The sequence below is a fragment of the Streptomyces sp. NPDC093221 genome (assembly GCF_044753885.1).
GTDB lineage: Bacteria > Actinomycetota > Actinomycetes > Streptomycetales > Streptomycetaceae > Actinacidiphila.
Window position 1 is genome coordinate 1,111,628 of the sequence record NZ_JBIVOA010000001.1, and the last position, 14,145, is coordinate 1,125,772.

Annotated in this window: 13 protein-coding genes; 3 read left to right on the forward strand and 10 right to left on the reverse strand. The window is 73.3% G+C overall.

Going from position 1 to position 14,145, the window contains the following annotated elements; genetic code table 11:
- Nucleotides 1–235 precede the first annotated feature (235 nt).
- Nucleotides 236–1,036 carry a VOC family protein gene (locus ACIQCJ_RS04975; protein WP_391162400.1) on the forward strand — a complete coding sequence of 267 codons (801 nt, stop codon included), beginning with the start codon at nucleotides 236–238 and terminating at the stop codon, nucleotides 1,034–1,036.
- Between the two features lie 85 nt (nucleotides 1,037–1,121).
- Here the strand turns inward: ACIQCJ_RS04975 and ACIQCJ_RS04980 are convergent, their stop codons facing one another.
- From ACIQCJ_RS04980 to ACIQCJ_RS05000, 5 genes are all read right to left on the reverse strand, one after another.
- Complete coding sequence (locus ACIQCJ_RS04980; RefSeq protein WP_402710710.1) at nucleotides 1,122–1,532, reverse strand: STAS domain-containing protein; 411 nt, start codon at nucleotides 1,530–1,532, stop codon at nucleotides 1,122–1,124.
- Entirely contained in the window at nucleotides 1,529–2,677 is a 1,149-nt protein-coding gene (locus tag ACIQCJ_RS04985) for a B12-binding domain-containing protein (RefSeq protein ID WP_402710711.1), read from the reverse strand. The genes ACIQCJ_RS04980 and ACIQCJ_RS04985 overlap by 4 nt, the downstream gene beginning before the upstream one ends.
- Nucleotides 2,674–4,323 (reverse strand): PP2C family protein-serine/threonine phosphatase, encoded by a 1,650-nt coding sequence (locus ACIQCJ_RS04990; RefSeq protein ID WP_402710859.1) that lies wholly within the window; start codon nucleotides 4,321–4,323, stop codon nucleotides 2,674–2,676. The genes ACIQCJ_RS04985 and ACIQCJ_RS04990 overlap by 4 nt, the downstream gene beginning before the upstream one ends.
- A 267-nt stretch (nucleotides 4,324–4,590) precedes the next feature.
- Entirely contained in the window at nucleotides 4,591–5,547 is a 957-nt protein-coding gene (locus tag ACIQCJ_RS04995; protein ID WP_402710712.1) for a pseudouridine synthase, read from the reverse strand.
- 16 nt (nucleotides 5,548–5,563) lie between these two features.
- Entirely contained in the window at nucleotides 5,564–5,740 is a 177-nt protein-coding gene (locus ACIQCJ_RS05000) for a hypothetical protein (protein ID WP_391043293.1), read from the reverse strand.
- A 166-nt stretch (nucleotides 5,741–5,906) separates the two neighbouring features.
- Here ACIQCJ_RS05000 and ACIQCJ_RS05005 point away from each other — a divergent pair, with 166 nt between their 5' ends.
- Nucleotides 5,907–6,839: an NAD-dependent epimerase/dehydratase family protein gene (locus tag ACIQCJ_RS05005; protein ID WP_402710713.1), complete on the forward strand. Its 933-nt coding sequence runs from the start codon at nucleotides 5,907–5,909 to the stop codon at nucleotides 6,837–6,839.
- Complete coding sequence (locus ACIQCJ_RS05010; RefSeq protein WP_355337766.1) at nucleotides 6,836–7,816, forward strand: RNA polymerase sigma-70 factor; 981 nt, start codon at nucleotides 6,836–6,838, stop codon at nucleotides 7,814–7,816. Before ACIQCJ_RS05005 ends, ACIQCJ_RS05010 begins: the two co-directional genes overlap by 4 nt.
- An 85-nt stretch (nucleotides 7,817–7,901) precedes the next feature.
- Here the strand turns inward: ACIQCJ_RS05010 and ACIQCJ_RS05015 are convergent, their stop codons facing one another.
- The 5 genes from ACIQCJ_RS05015 to ACIQCJ_RS05035 form a co-directional block, all read right to left on the reverse strand.
- Complete coding sequence (locus ACIQCJ_RS05015; protein ID WP_402710714.1) at nucleotides 7,902–8,549, reverse strand: sigma-70 family RNA polymerase sigma factor; 648 nt, start codon at nucleotides 8,547–8,549, stop codon at nucleotides 7,902–7,904.
- Nucleotides 8,550–8,753: 204 nt separating this feature from the next.
- A complete protein-coding gene (locus ACIQCJ_RS05020) occupies nucleotides 8,754–9,179 on the reverse strand; it encodes a hypothetical protein (RefSeq protein ID WP_402710715.1) in 426 nt (141 codons plus the stop codon).
- Nucleotides 9,180–9,232: 53 nt separating this feature from the next.
- The gene (locus ACIQCJ_RS05025) at nucleotides 9,233–11,125 is read right to left on the reverse strand and encodes a hypothetical protein (protein ID WP_402710716.1); all 1,893 of its coding nucleotides are present in this window, start codon (nucleotides 11,123–11,125) and stop codon (nucleotides 9,233–9,235) included.
- The gene (locus ACIQCJ_RS05030) at nucleotides 11,122–12,537 is read right to left on the reverse strand and encodes a tetratricopeptide repeat protein (protein ID WP_402710717.1); all 1,416 of its coding nucleotides are present in this window, start codon (nucleotides 12,535–12,537) and stop codon (nucleotides 11,122–11,124) included. The genes ACIQCJ_RS05025 and ACIQCJ_RS05030 overlap by 4 nt, the downstream gene beginning before the upstream one ends.
- A gap of 122 nt (nucleotides 12,538–12,659) precedes the next feature.
- Nucleotides 12,660–14,105, reverse strand: coding sequence for a DUF4331 domain-containing protein (locus tag ACIQCJ_RS05035; protein WP_355337781.1), 1,446 nt, complete (start codon nucleotides 14,103–14,105; stop codon nucleotides 12,660–12,662).
- Between the last annotated feature and the right edge of the window lie 40 nt (nucleotides 14,106–14,145).

Consider the following 14,145-nt stretch of genomic DNA (forward strand, 5'->3'; position numbering starts at 1 on the left):
GTGACCTGCGCACGAACGGCGATTGTCGGGACCGGCTGCCATGCTGGGTGTGAGAGAGGACACTGCGTCCCAATCGGACAAAAAGCCCGGCACCCGCCCGATCCGCCCGGCACCCACCCGATCCGCCCCGCGCCTGCGATCCGCCCGGCATCCCTGACCCGCCCGGCACCCCTGACCCGCCCGACGGCTCCGATCCGCCCGGCCACCGCACGACAGCTCCAGGAGGAAGGCACCCATGCTCACCAACGACTACGTGCCCGGCGCGCCCGACTGGATCGACCTGGGCAGCCGCGACACCACGGCCGCCGCCGCGTACTACGGCTCGCTCTTCGGCTGGGAATTCGAACCGGGCGGCCCCGCGTCCGGCGGGTACGGCACCTTCGTGCGGGACGGCGCGACGGTCGCCGCGCTGGGCCCGCTCCAGGACACCGGCGCCCACCCGGCCTGGACGGTCTACTTCGAGACCGCCGACGCCGACGCCACCACGGCGGCCGTCGAGGAGAACGGCGGCACCGTACGGGTGCCGCCGATGGACGTCTTCGACCAGGGCCGCCTCGCCTCCTACACCGACCCGACCGGCGGCGAATTCGGCGTCTGGCAGCCCGGCACCAACAAGGGCCTGGACCACGTCGGCCCCTGGGGCCTGTGCTGGACCGAGCTGTACACACCGCGGGCCCAGCGCGCCAAGGACTTCTACGCCGCGGTCCTGGCCTGGGACTACGAGGACATGCCGCTGCCCGGCGACGCGTCCGCCGACGTCTACACCGTGGTGTCCCGCTCCGGCGGCGGCCAGGACGGCTCGCACGGCGGCATCCTCCAGCTCGGCCCCGACCTGCTCCCCACCGGTACGGCCTACTGGCAGCCCTACTTCGGCGTCGACGACTGCGACGCCGTCGTCGCCAGGGCCACCGAGGGCGGCGGCACGGCCCTCCTGCCCCCCACCGACATGGCGGGCGTCGGCCGCCTCGCCCTGCTGACCGACCCCGAGGGCGCGTTCTTCGCCGTGCTCACCCCGGCGGCCTCGATGACGTCCTGAGCCCGTACAGCCCGTAAAGCCCGTAGAGCCAGTACGGCCCGCAAAGCCCGCAAAGCCGGCACAGCGTGCCCGGCCCGCGCGGCTCTCAGGCCCGCGGGTCCTGGCCCGTGGAAGGGGCGGCCTGATCGGCGGCGGACGGCTCCGCCGCACCGGCCCCGGTCGCGGGGAGCGCCGTCAGATGGGCGAGCGTGCCGGTGATCGTCAGCAGCCGCTCCAGCGCGGGGGACCGGTCGTCCAGGTGGAGCCGGACACCGGCCTCGTCGGTGCGGCGGCGGATCATCAGCAGGGCCGAGAGCCCGCTGGAGTCCGTGCTGCCGAGCCCGGCGCAGTGCAGGTGCAGGTCCGCCAGGCGCGGATTGTCGGCGATCTTGTCGCTGACGACCGCCAGCAGCCGGTCGGCGTTGTCGTAGTCGAGGTCGCCGTGCAGTTCGATCCGCACGGTCGTCTGGGTGTCGACGGCCGTCAGCCGCAGATGGCTCGGGGGAATCGTGGTCATGCGGTGGTCCTGGCGGTGGTGAGTGCGGACAAGGTCAGACAGTCGGTGCCGAGCCGGAGTATCCGGACCGCGCGCGGGAAGTCCTTCAGCTCGTCGGACAGGATCCGCAGCGCGGGCGGCAGGCTGTGCGCGGGAACGCCGCGGGCGGCGAGAATCCCCGCTGTCCAGGTGAGGAAGTCCGCGAAGAGGTCCTCGTCGCCCGTGTAGAGGGCGATGGTGAGGTAGTCCACGATGTGCGCGAGGTCTTGCGCGGTGTGCTCGCGCTGGAGCTCGCTGTACGCGCGCATCGCGGGGAAGGCGGCCTCCAGCCTGCTGAAAACGGTCCGCACCAGGGCCGTACGGGCGCGCGCGACCATCGTGTACTCCTGGTCGGCCAGGTGCGGCAGATCGTCTATCGGCTGGTGCTCGGGCTGCGGGCGCGGCAGCGGGCCGCGCGCGAGGCGCTCCGCGGCCGTACGCGCGTCGGGGGCCCAGGCGTCGGCGCCCAGCAGCCGCGCGTGCCGGCCGTCCGGGCCGAAGGCGGCGCCGCCGACGAGGACCGGCACCCCCACGGCCTGGCAGGCGGTGATCGCCGCGTGCGCGGTCGGCAGCCGGGTGGCCAGCGAACTGGAGAGCGCCACCGCGTCGCACGCGGTGCGGTGCAGGTGGGTGATGAGGTGCGGGGTGGGCACCTGGGCGCCGAGGAAGTCGACGCGCCAGCCGCGCAGCTTCAGCACCTCGGCCAGGATCCGGGCGGGCAGCGCGTGCCACTCGCCCTCGACGCAGGCCACCGTGATCCTGCCCCGCCAGGGTTCGGTACGGGCGGCCGGGTGCAGGGACAGCGCCGCCACCGCCCGGTCGTTGATCGCGGTGGCGGCGTGCTCCTGGGCGACGCTCAACCGGTTGGCCGCCCACTCCTCGCCCACCTTGCCCTGCACGGGCGCGATGAGGTCGAGCAGCACGCTCTCCGCGTCCACCCCCGTGTCCAGCGCGCCGAGCACCACACCGGCCGCCGCGTGCTCGTCGCCGTGCGCGACGGCCTCCCACAGCTCCGTCACGCGCCGCCCGAGCCCCTGATCAGGTCCGGAGCGGGCTCCGGACGGCGGGGCGGGCGGCGAGGACGCTGAGTGCGACGAGGGTGCGGTCGGCTCGGTGTCGGTGCTCACGCTGTGTACCTGCCCCGAGTACGGCCGTTCACCGCACTCAGGTGGTGCGTCCGGGGCGCGGAGATCACGACGACGGCCATGTCGTCGTGACGCCCCGTGCCGACCCATTCGGCGGCGAGCATCTGGACCCGCTCCACGATTCCTTCCGCGGGCATGCCCGCGCACTCCGACAGCACGCGGCGCAGCCGCTTCTCGCCGAACAGCGCACCGCCCAGGGGGCCGCCGCGCGCCTCGGTGATCCCGTCCGTGTACAGCACGCAGGTCTCGCCGGGCGCCAGGGACAGCGTGACGGTACGGGAGACGGCGTCGGGGATCGCGCCGACCAGGGTGCCCTTGGTGTCGGCCTGCTCCACCTCGCCGTCGGCCCGCACGATCAGCGGCGCGAGGTGTCCCGCGCTGGTCAGCCGCAGCCGCACCTGGTGCCCGTCGCGGAGCGCGGAGGCCAGGATCAGCGTCGCGAAGCGGGTGTGGTGGGAGTTCAGCAGCGCCGTGTTCAGCAGGCTGAGCATCCGCTGGTGGTCGTCGGCCATGGGCAGCAGCGCGTGCAGGGTGTTGCGGATCTTGCCGGTCAGCACGGCCGCCTCGAGGCCCTTGCCGCACACATCGCCCAGCACCGCCAGCGACGCCTCGCCCTCGGTCACCGACGGGTGCACGTCGTAGAAGTCCCCGCCGATCCGCTCGTGGTCCTGCGAGGGCCGGTAGCCGCCGGCGAAGTCCACCCCGCCGACCTGGTGCAGCGACGGCGGCAGCAGTTCCCGCATCAGGACGTCGGTGATCGCCGACTGCTCCGCGTACAGCCGGGCCGCCGACATGGCGGCGCCCGCGCGCGCGGCGAACAGCCGGGCGAAGACCTCTTCGCGTTCGGTGAAGGCGTCGGTCTCCGAGCGCCGCAGCAGGACGAGGGCGCCCGCCGACACCCCGTGCCCCGGCAGCGGGGTGATCACTATCGAACCGACCGGCCCGAAGCCCTCGGGCACCAGCCAGGAGGGGGCCGTCGCCGGGTCGAGCCAGCGCGAGGGCACCGGCGGGAAGCCGCGCAACGCCTCGCCGAGCCCCGGCACTTCGTCCGGATCGACGCCCAGGTGCGACTGCGAGGGGCTGCCGCCGCGCACACAGGAGACCACCGGCAGCCGGTTCGCCCGCGACGGGGCGATGACCATGGCGGCGTCGGCCAGGTGCTCGGCGGCCATCTGCGCGGTGACGTCCATGCACCGGTCCAGGTTGAGCGAGGAGAGCAGCAGGTTGGACGAACGGCTGAGGAATTCGGTGCGCTCGCGTTCCATGCGCAACGCCTCGCGCGCCAGCCGCCGGTCGGTGTCCTCGACCAGCCACCACACGGCGCTTCCGTCGGCCAGCACCGTCGGATGCGCCTCGAAGGTGCGCCCGCCGACCGCGCCCCAGGCCACGTCCACGTCAGCGGTCGCGGCAACGTCCCCGTCCACGTGAGCGGCCACGTCCCCGTCCACGTCAGCGGTCGCGGCCCCGTCCACGTCAGCCGTCGCGGCCCCGTCCGGGCCCGGGGATTCCTCCGTCGGCGCGCGCAGCGTTTCGTGTGCCCGCGACAGCCACGGTGGCGCCACGTCCGCGAGCGCCACCCCTTTCCCGGCCCCCGGCAGCAGAACCCCCGCCGCCTCGTTCGCGAGTATCAGCCTGCCGTCGGCCTCGACCACGAGCACCGGGTAGGGCGCCAGCAGGGGGTACGGAGTGTCGCTCCTCGAAACGCTCACCGGTGCGTCCGCACCGGCTGCCGTCGTGACGGAACCAACCACACATTCAGGATCCGCTGAGCGAATCCCTCACCTCATCGACTAGGGGACAGTTGCGTACGGCGACCAGAAGACCGTTGCCGTCCAGCAACCATCCCGTACTTCCCCGCGGCCCCGCAACCAGCCCACCGGAGCGTGGCCGACCGGTCACAGGGCCTCGCGCCACGCCGCCAGCTCCCGCGCGCTGTCGAACCGCAGCGCCCGTCCGGTCACCGGATCGATGAATTCCAGCGCCCGCGCGAGCAGTTGCAGCGGCCGGGTGAAGTCCTCCCGGCCGCCCTCCGATTCGGGCTCCGGCAGCACCCGCGGATACACCGGGTCGTACAGCAGCGGCAGGCCGAGCGCGCTCATGTGCAGCCGCAACTGGTGGGTACGGCCCGTCGCGGGCAGCAGCCGGTAGCGGCCCCGCGCACCGCGCCGCTCCAGCAGTTCGACCCGGCTCTCCGCGTTCGGCGGCCCCGGCTCCTCCCACGCCGCGATCCGCCCGCGCTCCTTCACGATCCGGCTCCGTACCGTCCTCGGCAGCTCCACCCGCGGGTCGTACGCGGCGACCGCCTCGTACTCCTTGCGCACCCGCCGGTCCCGGAAGAGCGTCTGGTACGCGCCCCGGTCGCCGGGGCGGACCACGAACAGCACCAGGCCCGCCGTCAGCCGGTCGAGCCGGTGCGCGGGCGACAGTTCGGGCAGCCCGCAGTCGCGCCGCAGCCGCGCCAGGGCGGTGTCCGTCACGTGCCGCCCGCGCGGGGTCGTCGCCAGGAAGTGCGGCTTGTCCGCCACCACGATCCGCTCGTCGCGGTACACCACTCTCACCTCGAACGGCACGGCCGTCTCCGGTGCCGCATCGCGGTGGAACCATACGTACGCGCCCGCCTCGTACGCCGTCCCCGCCGTCACCGGACCGCCGTCCGCGGTCACGAAACGCCCCTCGGCCAGCATCGCCCCGACGCGCTCCGCGCCCACCGCCCCCGCGTACCGCTCCAGCAGATACGCCGCCACCGTCTGCGGCTCCCCGCCCCCGCCGGGCAGCCGCAGCCGCACCGGGTCCACGCCGTCCCGCTGCGCCAACGGCGACGGCGGCGCCTTGCGCCCGCCCCTGCGTGCCATGTCCCCGCCCCCCCCGTCAGCGCGCGACCGGGTAGCCGATCCGCTCCAGCTCCCCCCGGCCGTCCCCCCGAACCTCCCCCGCCCCCGGATACCGCACGATCTCCAACGCGGCCGACGCCCGGCACACATCCCGCAGCCCCGCGATGGACGGCAGCCCTCGAGCGACGTCATGGATCGTCACACGCTCAGTCATGCCCCATCCCTATCAAGATCCCTATCAAGCCGCACTGACATTCCCCCGCACACCTCGCACACCCGCACCGTCCCTCGGGTGTCACAGGCGCCCGCGCTGTCCCGTCCCGTGAGGGAGAGCCCCGCGATGAGCCGGGGACGACCGGAACGCGAGGACGGTGGCGGTCATGCGGGTGTTCGTGGCGGGCGGGAGCGGGGTACTGGGGCGGCGGCTGGTGCCGCTGCTCGTGGACGGGGGCCACCAGGTGACGGCCACCACGACGAGCGCGGCCAAACTGGACTCGCTGAAGGCGCTGGGCGCCGACGGCGTCGTGATGGACGGCCTGGACGCGGCGTCGGTCGGCGAGGCGGTGGCCACGGCGCGGCCGGACGTCATCGTGCACCAGATGACGGCGATCGCCACCGCACACGCGGGCAAGCCCGACCTCAAGCACATGGACCGCTGGTTCGCCCCCACCATCCGGCTCCGCACCGAAGGCACCGACCACCTGCTGGCGGCGGCCCAGGCGACCGGCGTGCGCCACGTCGTCGCCCAGGGCTACGCCTCCTGGAACGGCGTCCGCGAGGGCGGCTGGGTCAAGACGGAACAGGACCCGCTCGACCTGATGGAGGGGACGGCGGCGCAGGCGGGGATGCGGGCGATCCGGCACGTCGAGGACGTGGTGGCGGACTTCGGCGGCGCGGTCATGCGCTACGGCAGTTTCTACGGCCCCGGCGTCACCGACGACATGGTCGAACTCCTGCGCAAGCGGCAGCTCCCGCTCGTCGGCGCCGGCGCGGGCCACACCTCGTGGATCCACCTGGACGACGCGGCGAGCGCCACCGCCCTGGCCGTCGAGCGGCGCGCGACCGGCCTGTTCAACGTCGTCGACGACGAACCGGCGCCGGCCGCCGAGTGGCTGCCGTATCTGGCCCGGTGCGCGGGCGCGAAACGGCCGATGCGGGTGCCCGCGTGGCTGGCCCGTTTGCTGGCCGGGGAGGTGGCGGTGACGATGATGACCGAGGGCCGCGGCTTCTCCAATGCCAAGGCCCATCGGGAACTGGGCTGGGAGCCGCGCTACTCGTCGTGGCGCGAGGGGTTCGAGAAGGGGCTGAAGTGACGCGGGCGGATGCGCGGCAGGGGCAGGGTTCGGCACGGTCTGACGGGGCACGGTCCGGTGCGGCGCGGGCGGGGGAGTTCGAGGACCTGCGGCCGCTGCTGTTCTCGATCGCGTACCGGATCCTGGGCAGCGTGAGCGAGGCGGAGGACGCGGTCCAGGACACCTGGCTGCGCTACGAGGCCGCCGGGACCTCGCCCGCCTCGCCCAAGGCGTACCTGTCGGCCGCCGTCACCCGCGTCTCCATCGACGTGCTGCGCTCCGCCCGCTTCCGGCGCGAGGAGTACGTGGGGGAGTGGCTGCCGGAGCCGCTGCTCGCCGACCCCTACGACGACCCGGCGCGCTCGGCGGAACTGGCCGACTCCGTCTCGACGGCCGCCCTGTTGCTGCTGGAGCGGCTCAGCCCGCTGGAGCGCGCCGTCTTCGTGCTGCGCGAGGTCTTCGGTTTCGGCTTCCCCGAGGTCGCCTCCGCCGTCGGCCGCTCCGAGGCCGCCTGCCGTCAGCTCGCGGTACGCGCCAGGCGGCACATGGACGAGGGCCGCCCGCGCTTCGAGGCCGACCGGCGGGAGCGGGAGAGGCTGGCGGGACGGTTCTTCGACGCGCTGCGCGAGGGCGACGTCGAGGCCCTGCGCGACGTGCTCGCCGCGGACGTCCAGGTCGTCGGCGACGGCGGCGGCAAGACCCCGCAGTTCGCCCGCGCCATCAGCGGCGTCGAGAACGTGACGCGCCTGCTCGCCACCACCTTCCCCTGGTTCTTCCGCATCGACGTGACCGTCGAGTCCCACGAGATCAACGGCCAGCCCGGCATGATCTTCCGCGACCGCGACCGCAAGGTGCTCAACGTGTGGACGCTGGACGTGCTCGACGGCCGGATCCAGATGATCAACTCCGTCAGCAACCCCGACAAGCTCGGACACCTGGGCCCGGTCGGGGACGCGTGGGCGGTCTACCGCGAGTGGAACGCGGCCCGCCGCCCGTAACGCCCCTCCGCCCTCGCCGTCCCGCCCCCGTCGTCCCGTCTCCGTCGTCCCGTGTCCGCCGTTCCCTGTCCGCCGTCCCGCGCCGTCACTTGCGGTCCGGGTCGAGGTTCAGATCCAGGTTCAGGTTCAGATCCAGGTCGAGACCGAGGTCGCGGCGCAGACGCGTCAGGGCGCTGCGGACACGGGACTTGGCCGTGCCCAGCGGGATGCCGAGCGTCTCCGCGACCTCCTGGTGGCTGCGCTCGGCGTAGAACGCCAGGTGGATCGCCTCCCGTTGCAGATCGGTCAGCACGCTCACCCCGCGCCGCACCGCCGCCTGCCTCATGCGCCGCTCGACGATGTCCAGGACGTTGTCGCCGGCCGGCAGCCGCGTCCTGCGGGCCGCCAGGTCCTCACTGCGCAGCAGTACGGCGTTGCGCCGGATCCAGTCGACGGCACGGCGGTGCGCGATGGTGACGACCCAGCCGCGTACGCTCCCCTGCTCCGGCCGGTACAGCGACGCCTTCGCCCACACCTCGGCCATGACGTCCTGGGCGATGTCCTCGGCTTCGGCGCGCAGCCGCACCCGCCGCTGGACCAGCGACCTGACCATGGGAAAGAGCAGCGTGTACAGCGCGGTGAACGCCTCCTGGTCGCCGCGTCCCGCCGCCAGCATGTGCTGTTCGAGGCCGTCGCTCTCCCAGCACTCCGCCTCCGGCGGCGACGGGAGACGCGTCGGACCTGCGTCCGGCATTCGGCTCACCTCCTCAGCGCCCGGTGCTGAACCGGGTGCCGTGCGGACCAAGGGGAGTTCGTGGCCCCGGTCCTCAGGTATGGCCGCTCCGCCCGATGGCCACCTGGAAAGGGGGTACGGACGTACGGATGTGCGGGCGCCCTGACGTGGCGCCCGTCGGCCGTCCGCCGGGGTCATGGGCGGAGTCGGGGGCCGGTGGCGCGCTCAGCGCCGGGTGAGGTCGCCGTAGAGGGTGTCCCAGGCGTCGTCCTGACGGCTGGCCGGTTTTCCGTCGCAATAGGGCAGCGCGTGCTGGGCCGTGTAGTAGCGGAGCATCGACAGTACGGCCATCGGGTCGCTGTTCTTGCCCGCCGTGTAGTCGCGGTCGGGCAGCGTCGCCTGGTGGACGCGGCAGGTCGGACGCGGGCTCGCGGGGCCGGTGACCAGCGCTCCCGTGTGCCGGTCGGCGGCGCAGGAGGTGAGCGCGAGCGCGAGGACGGCGGCGGTCAGGGCGGCGCCGAGGAGGGCGGCCGGGCGGGAGGCCGTACGCGGTGACGTAGGCGGTGTCATACGTGTGGCCGTACGCGTGGCCGTGCGGGTCGTGCCGGTCATATCAGTCGTGCGGGTCGTCGTACGCGAGGGTGTGCGCATGGTTCTGTCCTTGTGGCGTCCGTGGGACAACGGGTGCGGGTGTTGTCGATCCGTCAGAGGGGCATCGCACGCAGGGCGGTTCCCACGCCCACGGCGAGAATGAGGAGCGCGGTGCCCAGAGGGGTGAGGCGACCGCTCCACGCGCCGACGGCGTGCCATCTCCCGCCGCTCAGCGCCGGGAAGCGGTCCCTGAGCGTTAGCAGGAGCAGGCCCGCGGCGGCGAGGGTGGCGGCCATGCCGAGGCCGTAGCAGACGACGAGCAGCACGCCGAACGCCGTACGGCCGAGGGCGATCGAGCCCAGCAGGACGACCAGCGCCGAGGGGCTGGGGACCAGGCCGCCCGCAATGCCGATGCCGATGAGACCGCCGCGCTTGCGGGTGCCGCCCGCGGAGTGGGAGTGGTGATGGTGGCCGTGGCCGAAGAGGCCGTGGCGGTGCGGGTGTTCGTGGGCGGTGTGATCGTCGGTGTGGTGCGAGTGGTGACCGTCGTGGCCGTGGTCGTGCTCAAGGCCGTGCTCAAGGCCGTGCTCAAGGCCGTGCTCGTGGTCGTGTTCGTGTTCGGGGGCCTCCCGTTCGTCCAAAACCGCGACCCGCGTGGTGGCGACGGTCGTGGCCGCGCTCTGCTGGGTGATGCCCTCGGCGCCCTCGGGGACCTCGACGAGCGGGCCGGACGACGGGTGCGGGTGCTGGTGCTCAGCCCCGTGTCCTTGCGCGTGTCCGTGCCCGTGCCCGTGTCCCGGTCCGTGCTCGTGTCCGGGCTCGTGGCCGTGTCCGGGCTCGTGGCCGTGCGAACCGTGAGCCGCGCCCCCCGCGTGCCCGTGCTCCGCCTGCCGCGCCCGGAAGACCCGGACGGCCGACGGCAGCAGCCACAGACCGGCCGCGGTGATGACGATGCCGCTGACCGTACCCAGCCAGGCCAGGACGTCCTCGCCGACGAGCGCGGAGGACACGCTGAGCGCGATGCCGAGGACGAGGACGGAGGCGGTGTGGGTCAGCGTCACCGTGCCCGCGACCGTGACGGCGTCGCGCGGACGCCCCTGACGGCCCGCCAGATACGCGGCCATGATGGTCTTGCCGTGACCGGGCAGCGCCGCGTGCCCCGCGCCCAGCACCATGGCCATCAGCACGGCGAGCAGCCCGACGGGAAGGGTGAGCCGGTCGTGGTCGGTGAGCGCGCCCAGCCGCCGGTCCAGGGCGGCGTACCAGGAGGAGGGCCAGCCGGTGCCGGGCGCGACGGCCGCGACGGCCCCGCGACCCGAGCCCAGGACGAGCCGCGTACGGCGCTGGTCCAGCGGGTCGGCGAGCAGGTCCGCCGGATACGCGCGCAACTCGCGCGAGACCGAGACGGCAGGGACGTCCGAGGAGCCGATGCGTACGCCGTCCCCGCGCGCGGTGATCTCGTGCCAGCCGATCCGGCTGCTGTCCACGCCCGTGGCCAGCGCGATCGTGTCGCCGCGGCCGGGAGAGGCGGGCGCGGACAGCCGGCACTCCAGCCGTCCGGTGTCGAGCCCGGCCTGCCCGGGCACCAGCCGGAAGGACGCGTCCGTCAGCCCGAACCGCAGGGCCCTGGACCGCCGCGCGCCCCCGGCGCCGCCCGCGGTCCCCGAACCGCCGGCCCCGCCCGTGTCGCCGCCGAGCGTCGCGTCGATACCGCGCGCCAGGTCGGTGCAGGCGGTGTGCGCGTGGGCCGCGGCCTCCGCCGGGCTCAGGGCCCCGTCGTGGTCGGTGTCCATGGCGGCCTTGGCCTGGAGCGTGGGGATCTCGGCGGTGTCCACGACGGCGAGGTCGTCGATCCGGTCGGGGCGTACGGTCAGACCGTCGTACCGGTTGACGGTGAAGTTGCCCAGCGGGTGGGCGGAGGCGGCCGGGGCGGCCAGCCACAGCAGCGAGGGCACCGCCACCAGCAGCAGGGCCGCGCCGCGCCGGGCACGGATCGGGGTCGTCATCGCTGTCCTCGCCGTCCTTGCGGTGGTTGTGCCGCCGGTTCCTTCTGATCCTTCTGAAGGGCGGTCAGCCGGGCGCGCGCGTCCGGCGCGTACAGCGGCGAGAAGGCCGGATTGGCGGCCAGGGCCCCGGCCAGATCCGCACGCGCCGCCTCGTCGTCGCCGAGCGACTGCTCGATCACGCCCCGGTGGTAGCGCAGCAGCGCGTCGCGCCAGCCGAGCCGGTTCGCCTGCTCGGCCAGCGGCAGCGCGTCGCCGTCCCGGCCCGCCCGGTGCAGCGCCCAGCTCAGCGCGTCCGCGACCAGCACACTGTGCCGCCGGTCCCACTCGGCGCTCAGCAGCTTCACCGCGAGGTCCGCGTCGCCGTGATCGGCCTGATATTGGCCGAGGTTGAGGTCGTCCACCACGCCGTTGGCCGCGAACAGCCTCTGCTCCGCCTCCAGCACCCCGTACTGCGCCCTGGCTTCCGGCGCCCGGCCCAGCGACTCCAGCAATTCGCCGAATTCCAGCACATATTGCGGCTGCGGTACCCGGTCGATCGCCGTCCGGTAGTCCGCGACCGCCTGGTCCGTCCGCCCGAGCGCGGCCTCCGCCCTGGCCGCGCCCGCCAGCGACGCGGTGTACGTCGGATCCAGCGCGAGCGCCGTCCGGTACTCCCGCAGCGCCTCGCGCGTCTTGCCGGTGTTGAAGGCCAGCTCGCCCAAGTAGTGGTGGCAGAACGCCTGGTCGGCCGCCGTCGTCGCGTCCTGGAGCGCCCGCCGCAGCGCCTGCTCCGCGTCCGCGGTGCGCCCGTGCAGCTCGAAGGTGTACGACGCCCGGGTGAACGACGCCGTCGACGGGTGCAGATCGAGCATCCGCTGCACGGCGTCCTGCGCGGCGCTGTCCTCACCCAACTGGGTGAGCGCGTCGTTGAGCGCGCCGTACGGCGCCCAGGCGTACGGGTCGTCGCTGATCGCCTTGTCCGCCCACGTCCTGGCCTGCGCGAACTGGTGCCGCGCGTTGGCCAGTCCGGCCATTCCGGTGAGCGCGGCGGTGTTGTGCCGCGGCTGGAGCGCGAGCGACTTGCGCAGCGCCGCCTCCGACTTCGGGTACAGCGTCGGATCGACGTCGAGCCGGGCCTGTTCGACGTATTCGGAGCCGAGCTGGGCCCAGGAGGAGGCGTCGTTCGGCTGTGCGCGCAGCGTGCTCTGGAGCTTGGCGACGATGGCGTCCACGCTCAACGGCGCCGCCTGCGGGCCGGAGTCCGGGCCGGGACCCGTACCGGAACCTGTTCCGGAACCCGTATCGGAACTCTGGCCCGGGACCGCGTCGGACGGCGGCGGGGACGAGGCGCCGCCCGAGCGCTCCAGCGCTGCGAAGCCGGTCAGGCCCGCACAGAGCACGGCGGTGGTGGCGATCAGGGCGAGGCGGCGCATGGGGGTCTGTTTTCTCCGCTCGGGGCGAACAGGGGCTCCGGCCGGTCGGACGGGTGGGGCGGTCGGACCGGAGGAGAGGGACCCGGCGTGGGCCTGTCAGGTGCCCACGCCGGGTGGCTTGCTCAGCCGGCCTGGTTGACCGAGCCGGTGTAGGGCAGCGCGACGTACGGGAAGGTGCCGGCGAAGGGGACGCCGGGTCCGTTCACGCCGTCACCCGCGGCGAGCGCCTGGATCAGGTGGCCGGGGGTCGCGCCCTCCAGCGCCTGGATCGCGATGTCCACGACGTCGTCACCGAGGCGGCGGCCGTTGGGGTAGCCCTGGAAGTCGCCGTTCAGCACGCCGAGACGGTCCGGCTTCGCGGTGACCGGGGTGGACATGTTCAGCCGCAGCTCCTCGGCGGGGACGAACCGCTTCTTGTCGGCGTCCTGGTTCATGAGCTGCGAGTTGAGGTCCACGGCCAGCGGGCCGTTCGCCGCCTTCGCGATACCGGTCAGGAAGATCTCCTGAAGGTCCTTGCGCGGTGTCGCGGGCGCCGGGATCCCGTAGATCGACTGGATCAGCATCGGCAGCTCGGGGTTGAGCACCTTCGCCACGACCTTGGGCTGGTTGTGGTCCTGCGACGGCGGCAGCGCGTTGAACGCGTTCTTCAGACCCGCGGGCACCACCGCCTCGTTCACCAGCGGGTTGCCCAGCCGCGAGACCTGCACGTACGGGCCGCTGGCCGTCTGCTTGCCCGGGGAGAGGTTCATGGTGCGGCGCGAGGTGGTGCTCCACACGCCGATCACCGGGTTGCGCTTGGGGTTGCAGTTGAGCGCCAGCGCCGACTTCGGGACCTGGATCGCCAGGGTGTTGACGTTGTAGCCCTTGAGCGTGTTGTGCCCGGTCTCCGACAGATTCCCGCCGTACAGCAGGTCGAAGACGCGCAGGTCGAGGAAGAACGGGTCGGCGGCCTGCGAGGCCACCGTCTGACCGCCGCCGGGCAGCTTCCGCGTCGCCTGGCCGCGCAGCCGCCCGTAGTTCGGCATCGACGCCTTGCCGACGTTCGACGGCGTCGCGATGCCGTCCTTCACCAGCGTGACCGGGCGCTTGCCCGCGCGCAGTTCCTGGAGCGTGTAGTGCTGGCGGAACAGCAGCGTCTTGTCGTTGAGGTTGTTCACCACGCCGTTGTTGTACAGGAATGTCTTGTCTCCGCGCCGGTCCTCGTTGCGGAAGGTCCAGCGGTACGTGAGGTCCGCCTTGCCGGTGCCCTGGCTGTCGATATTGATGTCGTACTGGGCGTCGGTGGCGAACGGATAGAAGTTCGGCCCCCCGTTGGGCTCCTGGAACGGGTACCAGTTCGCGACCAGCGTCACCGTGTCCGACTTGTCAGGACTGGAGAACGCGTAGAGGTCGGTGTTGTCGACCTGTGGGTCCGCCGCGATCAGCGGCGCCTCGCGGTGGCTGGACGCCTGGCCGACGCCCGTACCGGGACCGGCGAGCGCCGCTCCCGCGATCGCCGTGCCGAGCGTCAGCAGCAGCGCTGCCGACTTCCACCGGCCGACGATGCCCGGTGTTCTGCGTGAACTCATGGGTGGTCTTTCTGTGGGGGTGAAGAGTCCGGCCTCGGGA